The organism is Bacillus sp. FJAT-27916, assembly GCF_001183965.1.
Classification (GTDB): Bacteria; Bacillota; Bacilli; order Bacillales; family Pradoshiaceae; genus Pradoshia.
Genome location: NZ_LFZV01000001.1, coordinates 3,297,985 through 3,324,721, shown reverse-complemented (window position 1 = coordinate 3,324,721; position 26,737 = coordinate 3,297,985). Strand labels below are relative to the sequence as shown.

Genomic DNA, 26,737 nt, shown 5'->3' with positions numbered 1-26,737 from the left:
AGGTCGGTATGAAACCTTGCGTCATCAACTTGATTGAACCGCCGTATACGGGACCGTACGTACGGTGGTCTGAGAGGTCGGGGGTTAGTCGCCCCCTCCTACTCGATTATAGAATCCATTATTCTGTTTCCATCATAGCAACAAGCTTCTTAGACAATGCCAATAGCAATAGACCGAAGAAGATTGCCAATCCGCCGATCACGGCGAATACTTCAAAGTATCCAAGTGATTGAGTGAACGCTGCAAGCTGCCCAGCAAGAATGTTTGCAATACCGGAAGAGGCAAGCCATACACCCATAAGCAAGGAAGCTAATTTCACTGGAGCGATTCTACTTACTAAAGAAAGACCAACTGGTGATAAGAACAACTCACCGAGTGTGTGCATCAAGTAAGTCACGATGATGAACATCATGTTCGCTTTTTGTGCCATTGTCGCAGCATCGTTACCTGTTTGGAATACCGCGAATAGAAGAACGATATAACCTAAACCTAGTGTAATCATACCCATAGCCATCTTAGTCGGTACTGGGATATCTCCGCGTTTAGAGTTTGCAAGCTTCACCCAAAGGGCGGAAATAGCCGGTGCCAATAGTACGATGAAGAATGGATTTAATGATTGGAACCAAGAGATTGGCATCGTCCAGCCGAATACTTCACGATCAACGAAGTCCTTTGTATAAAGGGTTAAAGAGCTTCCTGCTTGCTCGAAACCAGCCCAGAAGAACACGACAAAGCAAGTGATGATGATAATAACCCATGTGCGTTGTTTCTCACCGCGAGTAAGCGGCTTGTTGTTTTTAATTTCCTTGCCGTCTGCCACTTCAATAGTAGCAGGACGTTTACCAATGTCGCCAAGGTATTTGTTCGCTAAAAGGTTGAAGATTACTTGACCGATAATCATACCAATTGCAGAAGCCAAGAATCCGTAACGGAATCCGTAGTGCATAACACCGTTCACTGTAGAAGCGAATAGGTCTTCAGAAAGGAAACCAATCAATAATGGAGCAAAGAATGCACCGAGGTTAATTCCCATGTAGAAGATTGTGAATCCAGCATCACGGCGGGATTCATTCCCTTTATATAAATCTCCAAGCAATGTAGAGATGTTTGGTTTGAAGAAACCATTACCAATGATCATTAAAAGCAATCCAATGAATAAGGCCAATCTGCTTTGGTGAGCAAAAAGGGCAATATTCCCTAGTGCCATTAAGGTACCGCCGATTGTGATGGATAGACGGTGACCTAAGTAGCGGTCTGCTAACCATCCGCCGACAAGCGGAGTGAAATAAACGGCCCCAGTATAGAAACCATAGATGCTTAGTGCGACTGAGCTGTCAATTCCTAGACCGCCGCTAACAAGCTCTGTTGTTAAATATAGAATTAAGATGGCACGCATACCGTAGTAGCTGAACCTTTCCCACATTTCTGTCAGGAATAGCAGGTAGAGCCCGGGAGGATGCTTTTTATTATTTAGTGCCTGAGCATTTGCTGACATAAATTTAACCTCTCCTTATCCTTCATTAAAAATATACAAATGTTATTGTAAAAAAATTTAGCCAAATAAACAATCATTTTTTAACGCTTTACCAAAATAAAAATATTCATAAATATTCAACAATTTGGCTAGGTTATGAAATTTCCTTGAAAACAGGTCGCTCATACAGCTTTCATCTGTATATTTATACAAAGGAAAAACTGTGATTAGTTTACCACATATTTTTATGTCAATATAGCGTATTTTCGTTTTTACATAAATTGGACTCTTTAATTCAAGTTGTATCCAGAAATGGGAAAAATATTATGGTAAACTAAAAGGAAAGAATAGGGAAGTCAAGGGGGTCTTTGTTTGGAGAAAACGAGAAAGAGTCTTCATGTCACGACGGAAATAGGGAAGCTTGAACGCGTACTATTACACAGACCAGGGAAGGAAATAGAACATCTTATTCCATCTAATATGGAGAGGCTGTTATTTGACGATATTCCTTTCTTACCTACTATGCAAAAGGAGCATGATGCCTTTGCTGCTGTTTTGAAGGAGCGGGGAACAGAAGTGGTTTATTTGGAAAAATTGGTAGAAGAATCCCTTCTCGATGAGGTGGTAAAAGGAGAGTTAATTGAGGCTTTTTTGAAGGAAAGCAAGAATCATCTGCATAAAGGATACAAGGCATTGCGGGAATATTTGGATTCGCTTCCTCCAACAGAGCTGGTCAAGAAATTGATGGAGGGAGTTCTCAAGAAAGATCTTGACCATTATCAAAAGCTTCATTTAGATGACTTATTGTCTGCCCATTATCCTTTCTATATTGATCCGCTTCCAAATCTGTATTTCACGCGGGATGCAGCAGCTGTTATAGGAGAGGGCTTGACCATTCATAAGATGTCGACATCAGCACGGAAACGAGAATCGCTCTTTTGGGAATTCATTATGAAGTATCATCCGAATTATTGTATAAATCATCATCCACAATGGCTGCAGCGCACTTATCCATTTGCAATGGAAGGCGGGGATATTCTTGTCTTGAGCGAGGAGGTTGTTGCTATTGGCGTTAGCGAACGCACATCAGCAAGGGCGATTGAGCAATTGGCTCATAATCTGCTTGGAGCGGATAATTCCTATAAGAAGGTTATGGCGGTTGAAATACCAAAGAAACGGGCTTTTATGCACTTAGATACGGTATTCACGATGGTGGACCAGGATAAATTTACGATTCATCCGGAAATTGAAGGATTAAATGGACAAATGAATATTTTCCTGCTTGAGCTCGATAGTGAGAACGAGGTGCAGATAGCAAGGAGAACAAATTTATCAGAGACCTTGAAGGAGGCCTTGTATTTACCGGAAATAGCTCTGATTCCATGTGGAGGAGGAGATTCGATTTTCTCGCCAAGAGAGCAATGGAATGACGGATCTAATACACTGGCTATTGCCCCTGGAGTGGTCATCACCTATGATCGTAATCAGGTTACTAATGAGCTTTTAACGGAGTATGGGATTGAGGTCATTGAGGTTCCAAGCGCAGAGCTTTCTAGAGGCAGGGGGGGCCCGCGCTGCATGAGTATGCCGCTGGTTAGAAGCTGAATGAAAGAAGGCCGTCCATCATATGATGGGCGGCCTTTGATTTATTATGCCGGCTGTACCGGATGATGGGCACTAGCTTCTTTAAGTGGTTTATAGGCATAGCCTAGATCGCGTGCAACCGCCTCATACGTAACATGTCCATTGAGGGTGTTTACGCCTTCAGCAAGGCTAGGATTCTCTTGTACGGCCTTTAGGGCACCTTTATTAGCGATCTGAACGGCATAAGGAATCGTCACATTTGTCAGGGCTATCGTAGAAGTACGAGGGACAGCACCTGGCATATTGGCAACGGCATAATGAACAACTCCGTGCTTCACATAAGTTGGCTGGTCATGTGTGGATATATGGTCAGCTGTCTCGAAAATACCTCCTTGGTCGATAGCAACATCCACAATCACAGAACCAGGTGTCATGGCTTGGACCATTGCATCTGTGACAAGCTTAGGCGCCTTTGCTCCTGGAATGAGGACAGCTCCGATAACGAGGTCTGATTCAGCAATGGCGTTGGCAATATTGAGTGTATTAGAGATCAAGGTTGAGACTTGGTTGCCAAATATATCATCAATCTCACGCAGACGGTCTGGGTTAAGGTCGATAATGGTGACATCTGCCCCAAGACCGATAGCCACTTTAGCAGCGTTCATGCCTACAACCCCGCCTCCAATAATCGTAACCTTACCACGCTTTACTCCAGGAACTCCGCTTAGAAGAACCCCTTTGCCGCCTTCCGGCTTTTCGAGGAAATGGGCTCCAATCTGGGCTGCCATTCTGCCTGCGACCTCGCTCATTGGTGTCAGCAATGGGAGTTTATTTCCGCTCTTGACGGTTTCGTAGGCAATTGAGAAGACTTGATTATCGATTAATGCCTTCGTTAAGGCTGGTTCTGCCGCTAAATGCAAGTATGTGAATAGGATAAGGCCAGGCCGGAAATAATGGTATTCTTCTTGAATAGGTTCCTTTACTTTCATGACCATTTCTGCTCTTGTCCATACTTCCTGAACATTTGTAATCACAGCCCCCGCTGCTTCATAATCAGCATCCGTAAATCCGCTGCCAAGACCGGCAGATGTTTCGACCAATACTTCATGGCCGGCGCTTGTGAAGGTTAATACACCCGCTGGAGTGATGGCAACTCGGTTTTCGTTGTTTTTGATTTCTTTAGGTATTCCAATTCGCATTTCTTCTCCTCCAGACATACGTTTGTACCAATATTATAATAGTAATTTTCAGATAATTATATGTGAAAAAGAGAAAAAGAAAAAAGAACAATTTGTGAAAAAAGACAAATCTTAAACGCTTTATTCAAATCTTGCCAGCTTGAATTCAATTAAGAGATAGGCTCGTATATTCGTGTCCTTTAAATCATAACCGCTGATCTCTGAGATTCTTCTTAAGCGGTAGGATAAGGTATTGGAGTGAATATGGAGGAGTGATGCTGCCTCATTCGGTTCAGTTAAAAAGGTTTCAAGCGTATAAAACAGGTCTGTCTGGTGTTTTAAGTCATATTCATTCAAAATACGAAGACCTTCTGGTAATTGATGCTGGCTTGAATGCTGTTTATGGAGAGTTTCAAGATATTGATAGATGCCGAGCAGGTTGTAATCAAAGATGGCGGCGAGTTCTTGTTTGTATCTCTTCTTGAGATTGATGACGCTAATGGCTTCCATATAGCTTATTTGAGCATCAATGAGCTGGCTGCAGCTTCTACCGAATCCACCTGCTGCCACCCGGATGCCAAAGCGCTCCTGCATATTGTCTATAAATGATTTAATAAAAGAGCTGATTGCTTGGGATGAATCAGGAGTTGAGGAATCGCCCAGCAGGATGAACTTGTCAGAGTCAACAGTTTGGAAAATCGTGTTTACCTTTTGAGTGGTGTTGACTAGGTATTGAATATGCTTTTCCGTATCTGCTGTTATGACCTGCTCAAATTGAAAGGCAATGATACAGTATTGGGGTGGAAGAACAAAAGAGAAACGCGCCAATTGAGTGCGAAGCTCCCTCTCAGAAGCATAATGGCCGGTGAGCAGCTTCCAAAAGAATTCCTGATAGCTTTCTTCTTTTCGTTTCCTTCGCGACTGGACGAGCAATAATTGATTTTTGGCTTCCTTGGCGGCTAATTTTAGAATGTTGAGTTCCTCAGCTGTAAGGTCTGATTCTGAATTAAGGGCAGCCCAAATAAATCCGAGGACATTCTCATTCTTTCGAATCGATATGGCAACTCGTTTGCCTAATCCAATCTGCTGTTTTTGGGGGATGATAATGGGCTCGCTGCTGCCGAGCAGGGCAGGGATTGTTCCTTCCTTCCAGAGGGCATTGATGACTTTCTCTGGTACTCTTCGTCCCATGATGGTGAGGATTCGGGCCTCATCAGTGATATCACTGTGAGTACTATATGCAAGAAGCTGGTGACTTGAATCTTCTATCGTAATCGGGCAGCCAATGAGGGTGCTGACCTGCTCTGCGAATTCATCCAAGTTAGCGTACACTTCATTGAAATAATCCTTTGAATGAAATTCCTTCTCCATCTTTTATGCTCCTTTAATGTATCCAATATAATTATATTATACAGGAAATGGAAGTGGATGTAGGAGAAATTATTGGAGCTGTTGAGGACAGTTGGCACAAAAAAAGGTACCCCTTCCATTTAGGAAAGGATACCCGATATGATTAAAAGAATAAATCCAAGATTAAGTATATAATCCCAGCAAGTGTTGCTGCGATTGGCATTGTGATAATCCAAGTGATGATCATACGCTGTGCCGTACTCCATTTAACTCCTTTGACACGATGTGACGCACCCACACCCATGATGGATGAGGAAATGACGTGTGTCGTACTGACAGGAAGGTGAATGAAGGTTGCACCGAAAATGATAGCTGCAGATGACATATCAGCTGCTACACCGTTGATTGGGCGGATTTTCATAATATTGCCGCCTACGGTTTTAATAATTCTCCAACCGCCGACAGATGTACCAAGCCCCATTGCCGTCGCACAGGATACTTGAACCCAAGTCGGGATATCTGTAGATGTTACAAACCCGTTGGAGATGAGAGCAAGGGTGATAATTCCCATTGCTTTTTGGGCATCATTTGTACCATGGGAATAAGCCTGCAGGGCAGCCGTTCCAATTTGCAGGTAACGGAAACGCTTATTCGTCTTCGTTAGATTATTGTTTTTAAAGACAATCTTGAATATGCTGTAGACAATATATCCGACAACAAAGGCAATGATTGGTGAGAATAATAAGGCAAAGATAATCTTTATGAATCCATCAAAATGAATCGCGCCAAAGCCGGCAGCGGCGATTGCTGCACCAGCAATGGATCCGATGATGGCATGGGAGGAACTGCTTGGAATTCCGTAATACCATGTAATTAAGTTCCAGGCAATAGCTGAAATCAATGCAGCCATGATGACGACAGAGCCGTTATCTAATGTAAATGGGTCCACGATATCCTTTGTAATGGTTTTCGCAACCCCTGTAAATGTCATCGCACCGACAAAGTTCATGATAGCGGCCATCAAAATAGCATGTCTTGGTTTTAAAGCTTTCGTTGAAACCGCAGTAGCAATGGCATTAGCTGTATCGTGAAACCCGTTAATGAAGTCAAAAGACAAGGCTAAGATCACGATTAAGACGGTTATAATTAATAATGTATCCATGATTGTTTAAAAACCTTTCATTAAGCGTTTTTCATAACGATTGTTTCAAGTGTGTTCGCTACGGATTGGCAGTAGTCTGCGATCTCTTCAAGGTTCTCGTAAATTTCTTTATATTGAATGATACGGATAGGATCCTTCTCAACACTGAACAAATGTTTAACAGATTGACGGTGCAATGTATCGCAATCGGACTCATGTTCCTTGATCTTGATAGCGATTGGACGGATATCGTTCAATTTCTTCACTGTCAGCAAGTCAACCGCACGATCAATTTCGTGTGCTGCATTGCGAATCTCATCTACAAATTTAAGCATGTATTCATTTGCATTCACGATTGAATACATTTCAAAAAGGGCAGAGCAGTGCTCTAATCCATCAAGAACATCATCCATTGTCATGGCAAGCATTAAGATGTCTTCACGCTCGATTGGCGTAATGAAGGCATTGTTCAATTCTTTGATTACTTCATGAACATGCTCATCTCCAGTTGTTTCATATTGCTTCATTGTATCGGCGAATATTTTTAAGTCGCTAATGTTCTTTAATTTATAGTCAGCAAAATAATCAGAAGCCTCTTTTAAGTTTGAGGAAATGTTCAACAGCATGACTGCGAATTTGTCCTTTTTTGATTTGAATACCATAATTACCTCCACTTTCTTTCGACAATAAAAAATAACTTTTTTGACGCTAACTAATTTTAATCCTTTTGGAAACTGTTGAAAAGAAAAAATGTGTAATTCATAAAATCTTTACAATAAGTATGTTTAACGTAATATTCATTTACAATGAATTTACATTAAGGTAATCTTCTGTAACATTTGTAACATTTAAAACCTGATTAAACGGATCTCCGATGGTTTTTGCATAAAGGTATTGTACCCAATCAAGGTGATTTGAACCAGAAAATACAAAAAGGCAGCTGACTCACCAGAAGCATCCGGTGTGCAGCTGCCTTTATCTTTTATTCGGTTTCCATTGTTTCTTCTGTCGCAGGTGAATCAGTGGATTCACCTTGGTCAATATTATAATTATATTTAGATCTATCTACAGCCGTGAATCCATCTGGTTTGTAGAATCGCAATAAATCACCATAGATGACCTTATCAGACATATCAAGCATGGTCTGTGCGTAATCTGCCATTTGGGAGGCTTCTTCTGTTTCTTCCATCAAATTACCTTCAGAGTCATAAAACTTACCATTAATCTTATTGATGGTAGGGCTCATAAAGTTACCATTACGGAATGGTACGATTTCATTATGGTCTTCTGATAGAAGGTCAGTACCCAATTGAATATAATCATCTGATTCAACACCAAGCAAGTGCATGAGTGTTGGAAGCAGGTCAACTTGACCGCCATATTGAGATTGAACGCCGCCTTCTACTCCAGGGATGTGGATAAGAAGTGGTACTTTTTGAAGCTCAGCGTTATCAAATTCAGTGATTTCTTCCTGACCGAGAATCTCAGCCATTGCTTCATTATGGTTTTCAGAAATTCCATAATGGTCACCGTAGAATACTAGAATAGAGTTGTCGTATAGACCAGATTCTTTCAGGTCTTGAACGAATTCCTCAATGGCTTCGTCCATATAGCGGGCTGTCTGGAAGTAACGGTCTACAGATCCGTCACCGGTTGCAGCTGGCCCGATTGTTGCGTCTTCCTCATCAATCGTGTATGGGAAGTGGTGTGTTACAGTAATGAATTTCGTATAGAACGGCTGTGGGAGTGATTCTAAATACTCCATAGACTGTTCAAAGAACGGTTTATCCTTTAGACCGTAACTAACAACATCCTCCTCATTCATATCATAATAGCTGGAATCGAAGAAGTTTTGGACACCCCATGACTTATAAATTTCATCACGATTCCAGAATGTCTTCGTATTTCCGTGGAAGACGGCAGAAGAGTAGCCTTTCGATTGCTCTAAGATGGCTGCTGCAGACTGATAGGTGTTCGTACCATTCGTTGTCATAGCAGATCCTTGAGGCAATCCAAACAGGGAGTTCTCAAGCAGCATCTCTGAGTCAGATGTCTTACCTTGTCCTGTTTGATGGTAGAAGTTATTGAAATACAAGGTATTCTTGTCTCTAGCCATTGAGTTAATAAATGGCGTGACTTCTTCTCCATTTAATTGATAGTCAATCAAGAAATTCTGAAAGGACTCAAGATGAATATAAATGACATTTTTTCCTTCTGCTATACCGAAATACTTATCATTCGGTTCAGCATAATTAGCCTGTACGAAGTTCTGTACCTCAACTAGGTCATCAGAATCCGCCGAAGCTTTCTGTGCGGTAGTTTTCATTGTTTTCAATCCATCATAGATGGTGTAATTGTACGTCCCTAAATATTTCACAAGGTAGTTGCGGTCGAACGTTCTAGTCAATAATTGTGGACGGTCAATTTCAGCAAGCAGGATATTGATGACCAAGAGTGCCGCACCGGTCGCCATGACAGCAGCAGTTTTGCGGAACTTAAGTCTTCCTTCGCTTGGTTTAAATTTCTTGAAAACAACTAAAAGGATCAAAATGATTGTATCTGCAAAATACAGTGGGTCATAAATGTGAAGCAATTCAGCAATGCTTCCCATCATCCCTCCGTCAAGACTGATATTAGATGTTTGTGTTAAAGTCGGCCAAGTAATGAAATCATTAAAGAATCGATAGTAGACAATATTGGCATACTGTACGATTGATAGCAAAAGGTTGATGATAATCATCCAGATGAATGATTTTCTGCCCTTGGCGAATAAAGCTAAACTAAAGAAAATAACACCTGTGCTTATTGGGTTAAACAGAAGCAAGAACTCCTGCATCGAATTGGATATTCCTAAATTGAATTCTACAACATACCCTGCATATGTCTTGATCCAAAATAGGACGACAGCGACAATTAGGAAACCAACAGGTCCACTTACACTATTCTTTAGTGTGTTGTTAAATGCACGCATTGTTTCACCTCTAAGTTTAAAAATATAGGAATTTAGCATCTTAAAATGCCTGTAAAATTCACGATAAAAAGGAATAACAATATTGAATTATAAACTGAATCTCGGAAAAGTCAAATGGCAGTTCATCGACAAATCACCCAGCAAACTACGCATTGTATCAGTTTTTGTCATCTATTAAGTGTTTCATAAGTTCAGATATATGCAATCTAGACATATTACTTATAGTATATAGGATAGGAGGGTGGAAGTCTCCTGTTGGCTTAAATTACATAAATATTCAAAAGAGGTGGAAAATATGAAGACGATTGAGACAAGTGTACGATTGAATAATGGAGTTAAAATGCCCCAATTCGGATTAGGTGTGTACAAAGCAGAAAATGGAACAGAAGTAACAACAGCAGTGGAAACAGCCCTTAAAGCTGGATACAGACTGATTGATACCGCATCCTTCTACCAAAATGAATCAGGTGTTGGAGAAGGAATCAAGCTTTCAGGTCTTAATAGAGAGGATATCTTCATCACCTCAAAGGTATGGAATACAGATCAGGGCTATGAATCCACCTTGAATGCATTCAAGAAAACACTAAAGGAGCTTGATGTCGAATATTTAGATTTATATTTAATTCACTGGCCGGTTGGAGACCGGTTCCTTGATACTTGGAGAGCGTTTGAGAAATTATATGAGGAAGGCCTCATCAAGGCAGCTGGAGTAAGTAATTTCCAAATCCATCATTTGGACAAGCTTTTAGAGAAGAGCTCGCTCGTACCTGCGGTGAATCAAGTGGAGCTTCATCCTCGTTTGACACAAGTAGAGCTCAGAGACTATTGCCAAGAGAAGAATATACAAATAGAATCATGGTCGCCGCTTGGCCGAGGCCACTTGCTTAAGGAGCCGACCATTGAGTATTTGGCTAAGAAGCATGGGAAGACTCCTGCTCAGATTATTATTAGATGGCATTTGCAAAACGAACTGGTGGTTATTCCTAAGTCGGTGACCCCAGAACGAATCGTCGAGAATGCGGATGTTTTTGATTTTACGTTGAGTCCGGAAGACATGAAGGTGTTGAATCAATTAAATATGAATGAACGATTTGGTCAGCATCCAGATCATTTTAAGTTTTAAGGAAGAGAGGGAGTCATTCCCTCTTTTTTTTATGATTTAACTTCATCTGCCACACCAAAATATCCTCTATACCCTTCCCTTCAACCGTCTAATCTACTTACAAAATTAAAAATGAAATCTTTGGCATAAATGTTTAAGGGCGGTAATCTCGGGAATTTATAGAGTACAAACGGCGCCGTTATTGAATACTCGATAGAACCTGATTCATGGAATTGAATGATCACATCAAAGGAATAATAAAGTTAAAATCAAGTCACTCGAATTTAGGGATATAAATAAGCCGGTCGGCAAACTCTAATGATGAGTTCTAGAAAGACTTTCTTTGAAACAGGAAATATCTAGGTTATGGCTTAAAAGGCCAAATTGATAAAAATTTAAGGAGGAAATAAACATGGAATTTATTATATCATTAATCGTAGGTGGATTATTAGGTTGGGTAGCAAGCTTGATCATTGGTCGTGACGTACCAGGAGGCATCATCGGTAATATCATCGCGGGTGTCGTTGGTTCTTGGTTGGGTACAGCAATCTTTGGTGAAATGGGACCAACTCTTGCAGGCTATGCGATTATCCCAGCGTTAATCGGTGCGATTATCTTGATTTTCATCGTCAGCATGATTATGAAAGCTGTTAGCAAAACAGCTTAACAAATACATGAATAAAGGTTCTTATCGGAAATGCTTGAAGCGCTCGAGGGAGAAATTCCTTGAGCGCTTTTTATTGTATGGCTATGACCAAGGAAGCGGACTTTCTACCTGAAGCTTCTGCCTTGTTAATGGCTGCAGGAAATTAAGCCTGTACGCATGAAGGGCCTGGCCGTTCATATGGGCGTACTTTCTTCCTCCATAGAGCACATCACCAGCAAGAGGATGTCCAATATGGCTCATATGAACACGTATTTGATGGGTGCGTCCAGTTTCCAAGCGGCAAGAAACGAGTGTCAGATGATCCGGCTTCATTCGTTTTATTACCTTATAATGGGTGATGGCTTGTTTACCGGAAGGGGAGACGCGCATTTTTCCTGCACGATGGCGATCTCGGCCGATAGGTGCGTCCACTGTCCCAGCTTCTTTTTGGACGATTCCGCAAACGAGTGCCGCATATGTCCGCTTAATAAGGCCTTCTGCCAATGCTGCATCCAGAAGAGCGCCTGCATAGGCGTGCTTAGCAAAAAGAATAGCCCCTGATGTATCCTTATCCAAGCGGTGAATATGCCGAGGCTTTGTTTGGATGCCTTTGACCAAGAAATAATGAGATACAGCATTTAAGAGTGTTTTTGTATCTTTCTCATTAACCGGGTGAGTATTAAGGCCTGCTGGCTTATTGATGACGAGAATATCCTCATCCTCATAAAGGATGGAGAGGGGGAGGTCAAAAGGCGGGATAGGGTTTTCCTCCTCTTCATAAATCGGGATGGAGAGAGTCTCTCCAGCTGTTATTTTTACACTCCAAGGATGAGTTTCTTCCTTATAATATAGGCTCTTGTTCATACGCCATTGATGGAGCATTTTTTTCGGCACATGAAGCTCTTCCTTCAACAGATTTTCAATGGTTCTGCCGTTCCAATTATCGGGTATAGCAATATTAGCAAATTTGTCAGTTTTATTTATTTCGAGCATAAGTTTCCCTCATTTTCGCAAGCTTTATCATTATTAGTCCTCTGTTAATCTATGGTATCTTAAAGGTGAGGGGCTGGTTCACCTGCACCATAGAAAGGTTGATGCATCATGAAAATTGTACAAGGTTCATTCCAATTGCAGGAAGAAGAAATGCGTCATGCCGTTAACAGATTGTATAAGGAAGTTTTCCCTTGTTTTTTCTCTGATGCTGATATTGAAGTCTTTAAGAAGAACAGCGTTTTAGCCTTGCCGGGTGCCAATTCCCATGCAGGCACATTAAAGGGTGCCTTTGAGATTATGGCTTGCCTGCAAACAATCCTGATTATTCTAGAGGAACATCAGACAACCGATAAAGCGGTTGAGTTATTCAACCGTAATTCACGGATACTGAACGAACTTGGGGTGTTTTTCCCATTCAATCATGAGCAGTTTTTTGGGGATGTACGAGATTTAGACTTACCCGATCACCCGACAAAGGCTGCCAATACGTATTTAATTTAATAGACCTTGCATTGAGTCCGCTTCCATCGTTTTGGAGGCGGATTTCTTTATTTGGCCACTGGCAATACATTTATACTAACACTATTAAGGCATAAGGTGAAATGCCTTAATCCATGAATATTAAGGCTTAATTCTTTTTTATGACATGCCATTCTTCAAGTTTTATTTCGAACGATTCTTATCCTCAGTTTCGAAATACATTTCACAAATCTTTTTTCGTTCAATTATTGGAGAGGACAGACCACTGATGCTTTCAAATGAATAAACGAAGGCTGCCAACACGTATTTAATTTAATTCTTGGAGAGGCCGCCTATGTCTAAAAGAAGGGGATTGCACATATATCTATAGTAATCATGACAAGCTGGAGGAAGGTATGCCTGAGAGAAAATATACCGTTAAGCCGTCATTGACGACTAGAGGATTATTACCGGAGAATCAGGAGACACCCCTTGAATTCCTGCAGGGTGATACAATGAATAACTATCAGTTCTTCCGGCGAAACCACTTTGCTTACCCAGCATTGAATCAGGCTAATTACCGTCTTCTTGTCGGAGGTTTAGTCAAGCGACCATGGAGCATATCTTTACCTGATTTATATCGTTTTCCTGCCAAGACGTTAAAAGTCACCCTTGAGTGTGCAGGCAATAAAAGAAGGCTGTTTGAACCGAAAACCTATGGAGAGCAGTGGGGAAAGGGAGCCATTAGTCAAGGATATTGGAGGGGAGTGCCCTTAGTCTATATTCTTGAGCAGGCGGGAATCAGCAGCCAGGCATCAGAGATTGTCGTGAAAGGGTATGATCATGGTTTCCGTAAGGATTCGAAGAAGGATTATCCATATGCTCGAAGCTTACCCGTGGCCAAGGCTATCCATCCAGATACGCTGATAGCTTATGAATACAATGGTCAGCCGCTTTCTTATAAGCATGGATATCCATTAAGGCTGATTGTGCCAGGGTGGTATGCGATGGCCTCAGTCAAATGGATTCGTCAAATCAGCGTAATAGAAACAGCATTCAAAGGCCCGTTTCAAGCGAATGATTATATGTATTATCCCAGCAAGGACACAGATGAGGGCTCTTATCCTGTGACTGTGCAGAATATCAACTCCACGATCCAAAGTCCGCTTGATATGGAGATACTGAGCGGTGGAAGGGTGACCATCAGGGGGATAGCCTGGACGGGAGAGGGAATGATTACGAGCGTTCAAATTAGTGTGAATGATGGGCAGAGCTGGAATGAAGCCCGAATTCATTCAACTGGTTTGCCATATGAATGGGTCTCCTGGCAATATGAATGGATTCCTCCAGGTAAGGGGGAATATTCGATTCTATCAAAGGCAACAGATTCCACAGGCAGAAGCCAAGAACGGAAGGCATTTTGGAATCGAAAGGGTTATGGGTATAATGCAATGGACCATGTGAAGGTAGAAGTACAGTAACGTGAAAAGAGGCAGGGAATCCCTGCCTCTTTGTTTTTAGATTATTTATTGGCCTGGAACCATTCCTCAAATTCTTCTTTTGAATGTTCACCGACGATTCGGCTTGTCTCCTTGCCGTTTTCAAATTTCACAAGTGTTGGTGTCGACTGGATGTTAAATTCATTCCAGCCATTCTCGTATTCAAGCAGATTATATTGGTCCACTTGCTCGTCCATTTCATCTGCTACAGGCATGAGGACTGGTGTCGTATTCATGCAATGGATACATTCGGGACTGAAGAAGTAAACAATGGCTGATCCCTCTTCTTCTAATTTCTGGTCTAACTCATCTGGAGTGATGATATTTTGATAGTTCTCATCATCGAGCAGGTCTACGGTGGAAGATTTGAGATTGTTGGTGCCATACGGATTGCCAGCTGTTTTTTCTGCCTTCTGCTGGTTCGTTAGGATGGCAATGACAGCGAAAATTAAAATGACTACAGCAGAGAAGATGAATACTTTTTTCATTTAGACTCCCCTTTATTTGTTTTCAAAACATAGATACTGCAGATAAAGATAATGAGAAAGGCTGTGAGCGCGAGTACAGGGATGGTCACAAAACCAAACCAGTTAATATAGTCGCCTGTACAAGGAATCCGCCCGCATGAAGCTGCTTTTTCGGTGAAATATGGAACCTTTTGAATTAATACATGGTAGGTGGATATACATGCGCCGATGAATGACAGTACACTCGTATAAAGCGCAATTTCATAATCCTTCTTGATGATGGCAATGGCGAGGATAATCGTGAACGGATACATCAAAATCCGTTGATACCAACACAGTGTGCATGGCTCATATCCTTTAATTTCCGAAAAATATAAGCTTCCCAACGTTGCGATTAATCCTGCAGCAAAGGCGAGGAATAACGCGTTTTCACGATTGATTAATTTTTTCATCTAATACCGCCTTCTAGTCTCTTTCTCAAATTATAGTATGATATCATAGTATTGTAAAAAGAAACACTCTTACATAAAGTGCTGAACAACATGAGAGATTGGTATGAATCGTTTGTGAGTTTCAAAGTAGAAGATTTTTTTGTAAGCGCTTCATATGTTTGGGAGGCATAGGCTATCTTTTATATAGAAAGGAGCAGGCAATTGGAAAAGCAATGGTGGAAAGATGCAGTTGTTTATCAAATTTATCCGAGAAGTTTCATGGATTCAAATGGAGACGGCATTGGAGACATTCCTGGGATTACCGCAAAATTAGATTACTTAACAGCATTAGGGGTGGAGGTTGTATGGCTTTCACCGGTCTACCAGTCTCCTAATGATGATAATGGATATGATATTAGTGATTATCGTGCAATCATGGATGAGTTCGGGACGATGGAGGATTGGGAGCGGATGCTTGATGAAATGCATAAACGCGGCATCAGGCTCGTGATGGACCTTGTGGTTAACCATAGCTCTGATGAACATCCATGGTTTGTGGAGGCACGGAAATCAAAGGATAATCCGTACCGAGATTATTATGTATGGCGTGATGGAAAGAATGGGAGGGAGCCGAATAACTGGGAGTCCTTCTTTAGCGGCTCTGTATGGGAGTACAATGAACCTACTGGTGATTATTATCTGCACCTATTCTCCAAAAAGCAACCGGATTTAAACTGGGAGAATGAAAAAGTCCGTTCTGAAGTTTATGAGTTAATGAAATTCTGGCTTGATAAAGGAGTAGACGGATTCCGGATGGATGTCATCAACATGATCTCCAAGGTTCCAGGTCTGCCGGTTGGAAACGTGGAGCCAGGATCCGAATATGCCTCTGGTGCACAGTACTATATGAATGGTCCGAGAGTACATGAATTCCTCCAAGAGATGAATGAGCAGGTTCTCTCCCGCTATGATATCATGACAGTAGGAGAGACAGGCGGTGTAACTCCGGAGCATGGTGTTCTTTATACAAACCCTGAACGCAAGGAGCTTAATATGATATTCCAATTTGAACATATGGATGTCGATTCAGGTCCTCTTGGAAAATGGGATGTAGCGCCGCTTGATTTGGTACGCTTAAAGAAAATTCTTGCTAAATGGCAAACGGACCTCCATGGACGCGGATGGAATAGTCTGTATTGGGATAACCATGACCAGCCAAGGGTCGTTTCCCGTTTTGGAGATGATGGGAAGTACAGGGTTGAATCTGCGAAAATGCTTGCTACCTGCCTTCATTTTATGCAGGGTACACCATATATTTATCAGGGTGAAGAAATTGGGATGACAAACGTCCAGTTCCCTTCTATAGAAGATTATCGAGATATTGAAACAATCAATATGTACAATGAACGGATAGCCAAAGGCTTTGACCAAGTCGAATTAATGAAGGGGATTCATGCGAAGAGCCGTGATAACGCCCGCACCCCTATGCAGTGGGATGAACGCGAAAATGCCGGATTTACCGATGGAACCCCATGGATTGGGGTAAACCCGAATTACCATGAGATTAATGCGAAGCAAGCGATGGAAGATAAGAATTCCATTTTCTATTATTACAAGGAATTGATTGCGATGCGCAAGCGCCTTCCTATCATGGTAGAGGGAAGCTTTGAATTGATTCACGAGGATAGCACATCTCTATTTGCCTATTTGAGGCATTATGAGAATGAAACCCTGCTAGTTTTAAATAACTTCACTGCAGATGAGCTGACTGTGGAGTGGCCGGACAGCTTAAGTGGACTTAAGGGTGAACGATTAATTGGCAACTATGAGGATGTAGAGTCACGATCAGCCGATGGCGAGACAAACCTGCGCCCATGGGAGTCGATTGTCTATCATTTTAGGAAATAAAGAAGGAAGCGAAGTAGACGCTAAAAATGCGTATGCTTCGCTTTTTTTGATGGAGGAATGGATGCATTGGCTGCTTTTTTAGCTGGGGAGCAGCTTGACTAGAGAAAGACTCGGAGCAGCTCTGGTTAGCCTGTAATATCAAAATAGAGTATCTGAGGAGTCGTCATTTAAGGGCGATTTATTACATCATACAAAGTAGGAGGAGGAAATCCTCTCAGCTAAATGGAATAAACCGAGCAATACTTATACCACCTGGTTTACAGAAAATCTGAAAAGGGAAAATGAATGGGAATAAAAAAGAAGCATGGGTTAAGGTGGAAGAAGGAGTGAAGGTTCATGACTGAAGAGCTGGATTTAACGAAGTTTGAGCATAGGCTAGAGATCAGGCAGACACAGCGGAAGGATATTGATGCAATCATTAAACTGCAAGCGATATGTTTTCCTGGGATGGAGCCTTGGAAGAGAGAGCATTTAGAAAGCCATTTGGAGATTTTCCCAGAGGGACAATTCTGTGCGGAGCTGAATGGTGAGATTATTGGCTCCTGTTCAAGCTTGATTATCAATTTCGATGAATATGATGACCGTCATACTTGGTCCGATATTACAGATGACGGATATATCACCAATCATAATCCGGATGGATACAATTTATATGGAATCGAAGTAATGGTTCACCCAAAATACCGCAAGATGAAGGTCGGCTATCGCTTATATGAGGAAAGGAAGGAACTTGCCCGGAGGCTGAACTTAAAGAGCATCATTATCGGCGGTCGCATTCCGAATTATCATAAATATTCAAGCGAAATGAGCCCAAGAGAATATGTGGAGCAAGTGCGTTTACATAAAATTTATGACCCCGTTTTATCATTTCAGCTATTAAATGAATTTACTTTAATGCGTATTAATCCCAATTACTTAGAGGATGACCTGGCCTCCCAGAAGTATGCGACATTAATGGAATGGAACAATGTCGATTACCATCCTCAAACAAAAAGGTTCTATAAGACTGCCCTTCCGGTGCGTATCTGTGTCGTGCAATATATGATGAGGAAAATCACATCCTTTGAGGATTTTGCCAGCCAGGTGGAATACTTTGTGGATGTAGCAGCTGATGCGGAATCTGATTTTGCCGTCTTTCCGGAAATCATGACCACACAGCTGATGTCCTTCTTGGATGAGAAATCACCAAGCCAGGCAGTACGCAAGGTGACAGACTTCACAGAGCCATATATTGAGCTGTTCACAACACTTGCAGTCCGCTATAACATCAATATTATCGGCGGTTCTCACTTTGTGAAGGAAAAGGATGAAAATATCTATAATATCGCTTATTTATTCAGAAGAGATGGAACAATTGAGAAGCAGTACAAGCTTCACATTACGCCAAATGAACGAAAGTGGTGGGGAATCAGCGCCGGTGATGAAGTGAATGTATTTGATACAGACTGCGGGAAGATCTCCATGCTTATATGCTATGACATAGAATTCCCAGAGCTTGCCCGGATAGCGACAGATAAGGGAGCAAATATCATCTTTACTCCGTTTTGTACCGAGGACCGGCAGGGGTTTTTACGCGTGAAATACTGTGCGCAGGCAAGAGCGGTAGAGAATCAAGTTTACACCGTCATTTCTGGTACGGTCGGCAATCTCCCGCAGACGGAGAATATGGATATTCAATATGCACAATCAGGCATATTTGCCCCGTCTGATTTTGAATTTGCCCGAGATGGTGTAGTCGGGGAGACGAATGCCAATATTGAAATGGTCTTAATTGGCGATGTCGATTTGGAAATCTTAAGAAGGCAGCGTCTTTCCGGGACAGTTCGTCAGCTGAAGGACAGACGGAAGGATTTGTATGAAGTCAAGTATAAAAGATGATGTAAAATTGCCATATTTTTAAATAATTGATATTTCTAAATAATATTCATTTTATGCGTAATTTTTAGTAATATTAAGGTATATTACAAGTTGTCTTATTTGGGAGGAGTTACCAAAATGGATTGGAAAGCAACCTATAAAAAATGGAATGATTATCTGGATTTAGATAAAGAATTACAAGAGAAATTGACGGCTCTTGCAGATGATGAGAAAGCTCTTGAAGATGCTTTCTATAAGAACCTGGAATTCGGCACAGGCGGTATGCGCGGAGAAATCGGCGTCGGTACAAACCGCATGAACATTTACACAATCCGTAAGGCGACTCAAGGCTTTGCCTCCTATATCAGAGAGCATGGTGAGGAAGCAAAGAAACGCGGCGTTGTTATCGCGTATGATTCTAGACACAAATCTCCTGAGTTCGCAATGGAAGCTGCAAAGACATTAGCGACTAATGGCATTCAAGCATTTGTATTTGACAGCCTTCGCCCGACTCCGGAGCTATCCTTTGCCGTTCGCCATCTAAAAGCAGCCGGCGGAATTGTCATTACAGCGAGTCATAATCCTCCTGAATACAATGGTTACAAAGTATACAATGAAGATGGCGGTCAGCTTCCACCGCTTGATGCTGACCATTTAATCGAGCTGGTTAATGCGATTGAAAATGAATTAGCCATTAAGGTAGAAGACGAAAAATCCCTGCAGGATAAAGGGTTGATTAAAATCATCGGACCAGAAGTGGATGATGCCTACAATGAGAAGGTATTAACCATTTCTGAACAGCCTAATTTGTCTAAGGAAGTTGATGTGCATGTGGTCTTCACCCCGCTTCATGGTACAGCGAATTTATCTGTACGCCGCGCCCTTGCTGACCTCGGCTATGAGAATGTAGCGGTTGTTAAGGAGCAGGAGCTTCCAGACCCTGAATTCTCTACTGTATCTTCTCCAAACCCTGAAGAACATGCAGCATTTAAGCTTGCCATTCAAAAAGGTAAGGAAACAAATGCGGATATTCTTGTGGGAACAGACCCGGATGCAGACCGTGTTGGTGTGGCGGTTAAAGATGAGAGCGGTGAATACACCGTATTGACTGGAAACCAGACAGGTGCATTATTCCTTGACTATATTCTTTCCCAAAAGAAAGAAAAAGGCGAGCTTCCATCTAATGGGATTGTCTTCAAAACCATCGTTACATCTGAATTTGGCCGTAAAATCGCCTCCAGCTATGGCATGAAGACGGAGGATGTTTTAACCGGCTTCAAATTTATCGGGGAGAAAATTAAGCAATACGAGGAATCCGGCGAATATGCCTTCCTCTTCGGATATGAGGAAAGCTACGGCTCCTTAATTAAAGATTTTGCACGCGATAAAGATGCTGTCCAAGCTGCCGTAATGGCCGTTGAGATTTGTGCACACTACAAACGCCAAGGCAAGACCGTTTATGAAGCCCTTCAAGATCTATATGAGAAACATGGTTACTATTTAGAAGGCATGCGTTCCTTAACACTGAAAGGAAAAGAAGGCGCTGAGAAGATTCAGCACATACTTTCCCAATTCCGAAGCACTCCGCTTGCATCACTGTCCGGTGTAAAAGTAACAGCTGTGGAGGATTACAAAGAGAGTGTAAGAACAGAAATCGCCACAGGCAATACATCTGAAATCCATCTTCCAAAGTCCAATGTCATCAAATATTTCTTTGAGGATGAATCATGGGTTTGCTTGCGTCCATCCGGTACAGAGCCTAAAATCAAGTTCTACTTTGCCGTAAAGGATGACAGCAAACAAGCAAGTGAACAAAAACTTCAACAATTCATGAATGAAATGATGGAAAAGGTTGAACAAATCTAATCCTATGTAATGCAAAGGAGAGTTGGCTACTGCCAACTCTCCTTTTTGCCTTGTTCGCATTGTTCGCATTTAGCCGTATAATTTTCCCACCACAGAAAAAAATAACGATAACTAGAATGTTTGATTTGCCCACTCTTCCTCATAAGGAAGGAAGGTGGCGTGGTCAATATATTGCAAAAGGTCAGTCAGCGTCTTTTCGATGGAGCGATAATCCTTCGAAAAGTGATAGGCATGCAAGAAATGTTCAATTTTCTTGGACAAAAAGTGGTCATGCGTCCGCACCATCAGAATGAGGAGATTATCCCATTCTGAGCGGTGTGTATAGTACAGTGCCCGGTCGTAATCAACCTTGTTCAATGTAATCACTCTCCTTCATGTCGAGGAGTTAACAATAGTTTGTTCAAAGGGTCTTTTTTATCACCCTGTAAAAGTTGGGCGGTTTGTTAAATGAGAAACTTGACGTACGGAAGGTATAGAAGCGCCATACTGCCAATGGTCTTGCTGCTTAGCTTGTTCATGTATTTTCTGCTTGGGGAATCGACAATCGCTTTGGCAGATTCTCCTTATACATATAATGATTTGGAGCATGACTTGGTGTTACTTCAGAGTCGATATCCGGATAAAATCTTTTTATGCTCGATTGGCAAATCTGTCTATGGCCGTGAGCTGTATGCCGTAAGAATCGGAACAGGCAAGAAGGTTATCCTGCTAAGCGGTGCCCATCATGCGAGGGAATGGATGACCTCAATGCTGTTGATGAAGATGGCAGCTCTTTATGCCGCTGATAGTAATGAGGCGCCGTTACTGGATGCAGGGACCATCTGGATTGTACCAATGGTCAATCCGGACGGGGTGGCAATCCAGCAAGGGGATTTCACAGACATTCCATGGAAGGAACGAATAGGTTTGTGGAAAATGAATCACCTTTCTTTTTCATTTACCAAGTGGAAGGCCAATGGAAGGGGAGTGGATTTAAACCGCCAATATCCGGCTGGGTGGATGGAAATCAATACGGGAATCCAGCGCCCCTCTTATCAATTCTATAAAGGAAAATCACCTTTAAGTGAGCCAGAAACAGAGGCACTTGCCGAATTTACGAAAATAATTCGGCCGGCCATCTCCGCAGCCTATCACAGTACAGGTCAGGAAATCTTCTGGCATTATCGAACGCACGGCTTGCAGAAGGACCGGGATTACCGAATTGCCAAGATTGTTGCGGAAAGAACGGGCTATCGACTCTCTAAGCCGGATAAACATGCTGTAGGGTCTGGATTTACGGATTGGCTAATTGAAGAATATAAAATCCCAGCGATGACAATTGAAATCGGGACTGAACGAGAAAATACGGAGGTCCCTTTGCGGGAGTTTGAAGCAGAGTGGAAGGCAAACCGTGATATCGGCTGGATTCTCCTTAAGGAAGCACTTCGTTTGCGGTAGAAATAACGAAGGCTTGCGTCATTTTCGGGCTACTTCCTCATACATTGATATAAGGACTTATAGTGGAGGTGTAACGAAAATGATAGCAGATGAACACAAGAATTTAGAGTATGCCATCAAAGAGATAACCGAGATTGCGCAAGGATTTGGACTCGACTTTTATCCGATGCGCTATGAAATTTGTCCACCTGAAATCATTTATACCTTTGGTGCCTACGGCATGCCGACTCGATATTCCCATTGGAGCTTTGGTAAACAATTTTTCAAGATGAAGCTGCATTATGATGTCGGTTTAAGCAAAATATATGAACTAGTCATTAACTCGAACCCGTGCTATGCCTTCCTGCTCGACAGCAATTCCTTGATTCAAAATAAACTGATTGTTGCCCACGTGTTGGCGCATTGCGATTTCTTTAAGAATAATATCCGTTTCACAAACACGAAACGGGATATGGTCGAAAGCATGGCCGCAACTGCAGAAAGGGTCAGGCAATATGAAATTGAATACGGCAAGCTTGAAGTGGAAAAATTCCTCGACTCCGTACTCTCTATTGAAGAGCATATAGATCCATCCTTATTACGGCCAAAGCTGAGCTGGACGATGGATGAAGAGGATACAGAGGATGAATCGCCTCATATTGTCACGCCCTATGATGATCTATGGAGCATGGATACGAACAAGAAGCCAGAGAAGAAGAAAAAGACAAAGAAATTCCCGCCAAGACCTGAAAAGGATATCCTTTTGTTCATTGAACAATACAGCCGCACACTCGAAAATTGGCAGCGTGATATCCTGACGATGATGCGTGAGGAAATGCTCTATTTCTGGCCGCAGCTGGAGACAAAGATTATGAACGAAGGCTGGGCAAGCTATTGGCATCAGCGCATCCTCCGCGAGCTTGATCTCACGAGCGGGGAATCCATCGAATTCGCAAAGCTTAATGCAGGAGTCGTGCAGCCGTCAAAGACAGGAATCAACCCGTATTACCTCGGCATCAAAATTTTTGAGGACATCGAGGAGCGGTACAATAACCCGACAGAAGAAATGAAGAAGCGCGGCGTCAAGCCAAACTCTGGCCGCGAGAAAATGTTTGAAGTCCGCGAAATTGAATCAGATATTTCCTTCCTCCGCAATTACCTCACGAAGGACCTGGTCATGCGCGAGGATATGTATCTCTTCCAGAAGAAAGGCCGCGATTACAAGATCGTCGATAAGGACTGGAAATCTGTGCGCGACCAGCTCGTCAGCATGCGTGTTAACGGCGGCTTCCCGTATATTACGGTTAATGACGGGGATTACCTCAAGAACGGCGAGCTGTACTTGAAGCATTGGTTTGAGGATATTGAGCTGGATGTGAAGTATTTGGAGAAGGTATTGCCGCATCTTCATTATTTATGGGGGCGGACGGTTCATATTGAGACGGTGTTGGAGGGCAAGGAGATTGTGTTCAGCTATGATGGGAAGAATGTGAATCGGAAGTATTTATGAGTGAAAAGTCATAAATACTGTTGATTAATTAGATTTAAATAAGGAAAATGCTTGAAGAGACCATCAAAACCCTACGGTTATTTGATGGTCTTTTCAATTGCCAGTGTATTGTTTTTGATACATAAGTTACTTTCTACTTGAAAAGAAATAGCATAAAACCTCACTCCGATCCAATGGATAAATGATGAAGATAGAAGATGCGGTAAGGGCTAAGAGAAAAATCTTCAAAGAGCAGTAATCCTTTTTCCTCGGTTTCAAGCCGTAATTCTTCGAGCGCGTCTTCTACAACCTCTGGATACTCCATAAAGGCCGATTGGAAGTCTCATATGTCGTATCGAAGAGGGAAACGAACAATTGGTGAAGGATGGCCGTATCCTCTTCACTGACTGTGTAGATGACGGAGGAGTTCCCTTTGACCGCCAAGGCGCTTTTTTCGCCTTCTTCTCCCACCCAAAGCATGATAGTTTGGTTTCGTCCACGGTTGTCTTCGATTTTTACTTCATATTCAGGATCGCCTAATTCAACCGTGCCTTCCATTTTCTCGGCTCGGTCGATGACCCCTTGAAAGGCCTCGAGCGTTGATAAATCGATCGGCTCAAACTCATTCGGATTACCAAACTCAGTAAAATCTCCTGGCTTTGAAACGATGATTCCCTCCAGTGTTCGTTCTTTCATCAGGTCCTTTTGGGCTAAGCACCCTTCTAAGCCCATCGAGAACAACGAGCCTAAAATGATGGCCAATAAACCAGTTTTCATCGTACATCGTCCTTTCTATGAAGAGGAGGTTAATGGTTTTATTAATTATATTGTTAAGTTTATTGAGAAATGAATGGCCTCTTTTTAAAAGGCTGTTTGTAAAGATTGTTGCTTTTGAATAAAAAGGGAAGCTGCTATCCGTTTTACTGTACAATTGGATTGGGAGTGTCTTCGTGAACAAGCGGGCAGTTTAGCTTTAGAAGGATTTTATGATTACTCCGATTGATATTACATTGGATTAAGGGGGAATTTAGATGTTGAGGGGATACTGGAAGAATATTTTATACATACTGAACCATAAAATTAATGTTCTTGTTGAATGCTGGAAAGAGGGTTTATACCTCCAAGGAATTACCCACGATTTATCAAAACTATCCCCAAAAGAATTTTCTCCGTATGCAAAGAAATTTTTCTCAAGTAAACAACTAAGTGAAGACGATGAATTAAGATGGAGATACGCATGGCTGAATCATCAACACAAAAACAAACATCATTGGGAATATTGGGTTGTTGATCCGAACAAGAAACTAGCTTTACCAATGCCAAAAAAGTATTTACTTGAAATGGTTTGTGACTGGCGTTCTTTTTCAAGAAATTGGGGCAGGAGGGTAAAACCAGCAACTTTAAACCTGACTGATAGGATAATACTGCATCCTGACACGAAGAAAGAGCTAGAATACATTTTGAATAACAGAAGGAAGGGTGACTCTAAGGAAACTTCCTTATTATCAAAGAAGGTAACATGATTTTGGAAAAATGTACTTAAACAGGTGGAGTGTGTATTAATTAATTGTTCGATTAAGAGTGCATAATTCCCAGGAAGAATTAACGCACTTTTATGTTGAGCTCGTTTTGGTACAAAAGGGGCAGGATGGCGGAAGAAGGAATAATTTGGGAGTTGTAGAGTGTAATAAACAAACATAATTGAAAGAGAGGTTTTTAAAGTGGCTGAAGTAAAAAAATTATTAAATGAATTTACTAAAGTTCACGATGAATTTATCGCTGATTGGAATGAAGCAATGATTTCAGGCGACACATCTTTATTAGATAGAATGACTGAAGATTATTATGTTGCATTTTTTAAAAGTATAAATGACAAACCAATTATGTTTGATAAAGAAGAAGCAGTCACTGGAATGAAGCAATCAGTTATGCATTTTTTAGAGGCTGAAAAGAAGTTTGAAAATAGAGTTATTCGTCTTAGAAATAATGAAAATGCAGTGGTATTTTATGAACAGATAATTGCGAAAAACGAGGTTATATTAGCAAGACTATTTACCATAGAAAATTGGGGATTTATTAAAAATAAATGGGTAATTGTAAGGGAAACGGAAGAATCTATTAATTAGTTGAGTCACGCTTCTTCAACTATAAGGGACATTGGTCCAAGAAGATTAATGCCCTTTTCTGTTGAACTCCTTATGGAAGAAAAGGGGCAGGATAGCTCTATAAGAAGTAACCAATAAAGGGAAAATAATACAACGAATAGAAGTAGTTATAGTAGTTATATATAAAGAGGAGGGAGGTTTTTTGACGGATATCCAAATTGTTGAACTAGATACCAAAATCCTTGAAGGAATAGGGAGTTATTGTCTCAGAAGTAAAAAAAACTCGCTTGGATACATTAACAAAAATAAGTGGCTAAACGAAAGATTTGAGGAAGGCTTAAAGTATATTCAATTATTTGATAACAATAAACAAGTAGGTTTTATTGAATTTACTGACGCAGAGTGTTCCTCAAGAGTAGTTCACGCTGATAATTATTTGGTAATCCATTGTCTTTGGGTAAGTGAAACTGGAAAAGGGTATGGAACTAAACTAATTAACAATTGTCTTGAAGATGCAAAAAGACGCTCTAAGCAAGGCGTAGTAGTGGTAACAAATTCTGAAACCTCTTGGACACCAAGCAAGGATATCTTTTTAAAGAAACACTTTAAATTGGTAGATACAGCACCTTATAATTTTGAGTTACTCGTTTATCAATTTGAAGATAGTACATCACTACCTTTTTTTCCTACTAATTGGGATGAAAGAGTTAAAAAATTTAGCGAACTTACTATACTACGTTCGTTTCAATGTCCTTATGTAGAAGTTGCGACAGAAAATATAATCGAGGGTGCAAATAAATT

General features: G+C 41.5%; 24 protein-coding genes. 13 read left to right on the top strand and 11 right to left on the bottom strand.

The window, feature by feature from the left end:
* Positions 1–118 precede the first annotated feature (118 nt).
* On the bottom strand, positions 119–1,495 hold the full coding sequence (locus AC622_RS16270) for a peptide MFS transporter (RefSeq protein ID WP_049672024.1): 1,377 nt from the start codon (positions 1,493–1,495) through the stop codon (positions 119–121).
* A 351-nt stretch (positions 1,496–1,846) separates the two neighbouring features.
* Here AC622_RS16270 and arcA point away from each other — a divergent pair, with 351 nt between their 5' ends.
* Entirely contained in the window at positions 1,847–3,079 is a 1,233-nt protein-coding gene (gene arcA / locus AC622_RS16265; RefSeq protein ID WP_049672023.1) for an arginine deiminase, read from the top strand.
* Positions 3,080–3,123: 44 nt separating this feature from the next.
* Here arcA and ald read toward each other — a convergent pair whose 3' ends face one another.
* From ald to AC622_RS16240, 5 genes are all read right to left on the bottom strand, one after another.
* Positions 3,124–4,257, bottom strand: coding sequence for an alanine dehydrogenase (gene ald, locus AC622_RS16260; protein ID WP_049672022.1), 1,134 nt, complete (start codon positions 4,255–4,257; stop codon positions 3,124–3,126).
* A gap of 120 nt (positions 4,258–4,377) precedes the next feature.
* Positions 4,378–5,607 (bottom strand): PucR family transcriptional regulator, encoded by a 1,230-nt coding sequence (locus AC622_RS16255; protein WP_049672021.1) that lies wholly within the window; start codon positions 5,605–5,607, stop codon positions 4,378–4,380.
* Positions 5,608–5,749: 142 nt separating this feature from the next.
* Entirely contained in the window at positions 5,750–6,748 is a 999-nt protein-coding gene (locus AC622_RS16250) for an inorganic phosphate transporter (protein ID WP_049672020.1), read from the bottom strand.
* Positions 6,749–6,768: 20 nt separating this feature from the next.
* Positions 6,769–7,389: a DUF47 domain-containing protein gene (locus tag AC622_RS16245; RefSeq protein WP_049672019.1), complete on the bottom strand. Its 621-nt coding sequence runs from the start codon at positions 7,387–7,389 to the stop codon at positions 6,769–6,771.
* A gap of 320 nt (positions 7,390–7,709) precedes the next feature.
* Positions 7,710–9,698 carry an LTA synthase family protein gene (locus tag AC622_RS16240; RefSeq protein ID WP_049672018.1) on the bottom strand — a complete coding sequence of 663 codons (1,989 nt, stop codon included), beginning with the start codon at positions 9,696–9,698 and terminating at the stop codon, positions 7,710–7,712.
* Positions 9,699–9,993: 295 nt separating this feature from the next.
* On the opposite strand from AC622_RS16240, the gene AC622_RS16235 reads away from it, so the two are divergent.
* On the top strand, positions 9,994–10,821 hold the full coding sequence (locus AC622_RS16235; RefSeq protein WP_049673026.1) for an aldo/keto reductase: 828 nt from the start codon (positions 9,994–9,996) through the stop codon (positions 10,819–10,821).
* Between the two features lie 391 nt (positions 10,822–11,212).
* Positions 11,213–11,467 (top strand): GlsB/YeaQ/YmgE family stress response membrane protein, encoded by a 255-nt coding sequence (locus AC622_RS16230; RefSeq protein ID WP_049672017.1) that lies wholly within the window; start codon positions 11,213–11,215, stop codon positions 11,465–11,467.
* 81 nt (positions 11,468–11,548) lie between these two features.
* Here AC622_RS16230 and AC622_RS16225 read toward each other — a convergent pair whose 3' ends face one another.
* Positions 11,549–12,439 (bottom strand): RluA family pseudouridine synthase, encoded by an 891-nt coding sequence (locus tag AC622_RS16225; RefSeq protein WP_049672016.1) that lies wholly within the window; start codon positions 12,437–12,439, stop codon positions 11,549–11,551.
* 108 nt (positions 12,440–12,547) lie between these two features.
* Between AC622_RS16225 and AC622_RS16220 the strand changes: the two genes are divergently transcribed.
* Positions 12,548–12,940 carry a DUF5365 family protein gene (locus tag AC622_RS16220; protein WP_049672015.1) on the top strand — a complete coding sequence of 131 codons (393 nt, stop codon included), beginning with the start codon at positions 12,548–12,550 and terminating at the stop codon, positions 12,938–12,940.
* A 374-nt stretch (positions 12,941–13,314) separates the two neighbouring features.
* A complete protein-coding gene (locus AC622_RS16215; protein WP_049672014.1) occupies positions 13,315–14,379 on the top strand; it encodes a sulfite oxidase in 1,065 nt (354 codons plus the stop codon).
* A gap of 41 nt (positions 14,380–14,420) precedes the next feature.
* Here the strand turns inward: AC622_RS16215 and AC622_RS16210 are convergent, their stop codons facing one another.
* Complete coding sequence (locus AC622_RS16210) at positions 14,421–14,885, bottom strand: thioredoxin family protein (protein WP_049672013.1); 465 nt, start codon at positions 14,883–14,885, stop codon at positions 14,421–14,423.
* Positions 14,882–15,316, bottom strand: coding sequence for a disulfide oxidoreductase (locus AC622_RS16205; RefSeq protein ID WP_049672012.1), 435 nt, complete (start codon positions 15,314–15,316; stop codon positions 14,882–14,884). The genes AC622_RS16210 and AC622_RS16205 overlap by 4 nt, the downstream gene beginning before the upstream one ends.
* 201 nt (positions 15,317–15,517) lie before the next feature.
* Between AC622_RS16205 and AC622_RS16200 the strand changes: the two genes are divergently transcribed.
* The 3 genes from AC622_RS16200 (at position 15,518) to AC622_RS16190 (ending at position 20,926) form a co-directional block, all read left to right on the top strand.
* Complete coding sequence (locus tag AC622_RS16200; RefSeq protein ID WP_049672011.1) at positions 15,518–17,203, top strand: glycoside hydrolase family 13 protein; 1,686 nt, start codon at positions 15,518–15,520, stop codon at positions 17,201–17,203.
* A gap of 336 nt (positions 17,204–17,539) precedes the next feature.
* Positions 17,540–19,081 (top strand): carbon-nitrogen hydrolase family protein, encoded by a 1,542-nt coding sequence (locus tag AC622_RS16195; protein WP_049672010.1) that lies wholly within the window; start codon positions 17,540–17,542, stop codon positions 19,079–19,081.
* A gap of 117 nt (positions 19,082–19,198) precedes the next feature.
* On the top strand, positions 19,199–20,926 hold the full coding sequence (locus AC622_RS16190; protein ID WP_049672009.1) for a phospho-sugar mutase: 1,728 nt from the start codon (positions 19,199–19,201) through the stop codon (positions 20,924–20,926).
* Positions 20,927–21,037: 111 nt separating this feature from the next.
* Here the strand turns inward: AC622_RS16190 and AC622_RS16185 are convergent, their stop codons facing one another.
* Positions 21,038–21,283 (bottom strand): YhdB family protein, encoded by a 246-nt coding sequence (locus AC622_RS16185; RefSeq protein ID WP_049672008.1) that lies wholly within the window; start codon positions 21,281–21,283, stop codon positions 21,038–21,040.
* A gap of 90 nt (positions 21,284–21,373) precedes the next feature.
* Here AC622_RS16185 and AC622_RS16180 point away from each other — a divergent pair, with 90 nt between their 5' ends.
* Positions 21,374–22,363 (top strand): M14 family zinc carboxypeptidase, encoded by a 990-nt coding sequence (locus tag AC622_RS16180; protein ID WP_082197181.1) that lies wholly within the window; start codon positions 21,374–21,376, stop codon positions 22,361–22,363.
* A gap of 79 nt (positions 22,364–22,442) precedes the next feature.
* Complete coding sequence (locus AC622_RS16175) at positions 22,443–23,852, top strand: SpoVR family protein (RefSeq protein WP_049672007.1); 1,410 nt, start codon at positions 22,443–22,445, stop codon at positions 23,850–23,852.
* Positions 23,853–24,134: 282 nt separating this feature from the next.
* Here AC622_RS16175 and AC622_RS16170 read toward each other — a convergent pair whose 3' ends face one another.
* On the bottom strand, positions 24,135–24,608 hold the full coding sequence (locus AC622_RS16170) for a hypothetical protein (RefSeq protein WP_049672006.1): 474 nt from the start codon (positions 24,606–24,608) through the stop codon (positions 24,135–24,137).
* A gap of 254 nt (positions 24,609–24,862) precedes the next feature.
* Here AC622_RS16170 and AC622_RS16165 point away from each other — a divergent pair, with 254 nt between their 5' ends.
* From AC622_RS16165 to AC622_RS21285, 3 genes are all read left to right on the top strand, one after another.
* A complete protein-coding gene (locus tag AC622_RS16165) occupies positions 24,863–25,354 on the top strand; it encodes a DUF5662 family protein (protein WP_049672005.1) in 492 nt (163 codons plus the stop codon).
* A 198-nt stretch (positions 25,355–25,552) separates the two neighbouring features.
* Positions 25,553–25,957 carry a hypothetical protein gene (locus AC622_RS16160; protein ID WP_049672004.1) on the top strand — a complete coding sequence of 135 codons (405 nt, stop codon included), beginning with the start codon at positions 25,553–25,555 and terminating at the stop codon, positions 25,955–25,957.
* A gap of 181 nt (positions 25,958–26,138) precedes the next feature.
* The coding region (locus AC622_RS21285; protein ID WP_053103775.1) for a GNAT family N-acetyltransferase at positions 26,139–26,737 on the top strand (599 nt) is incomplete at its 3' end.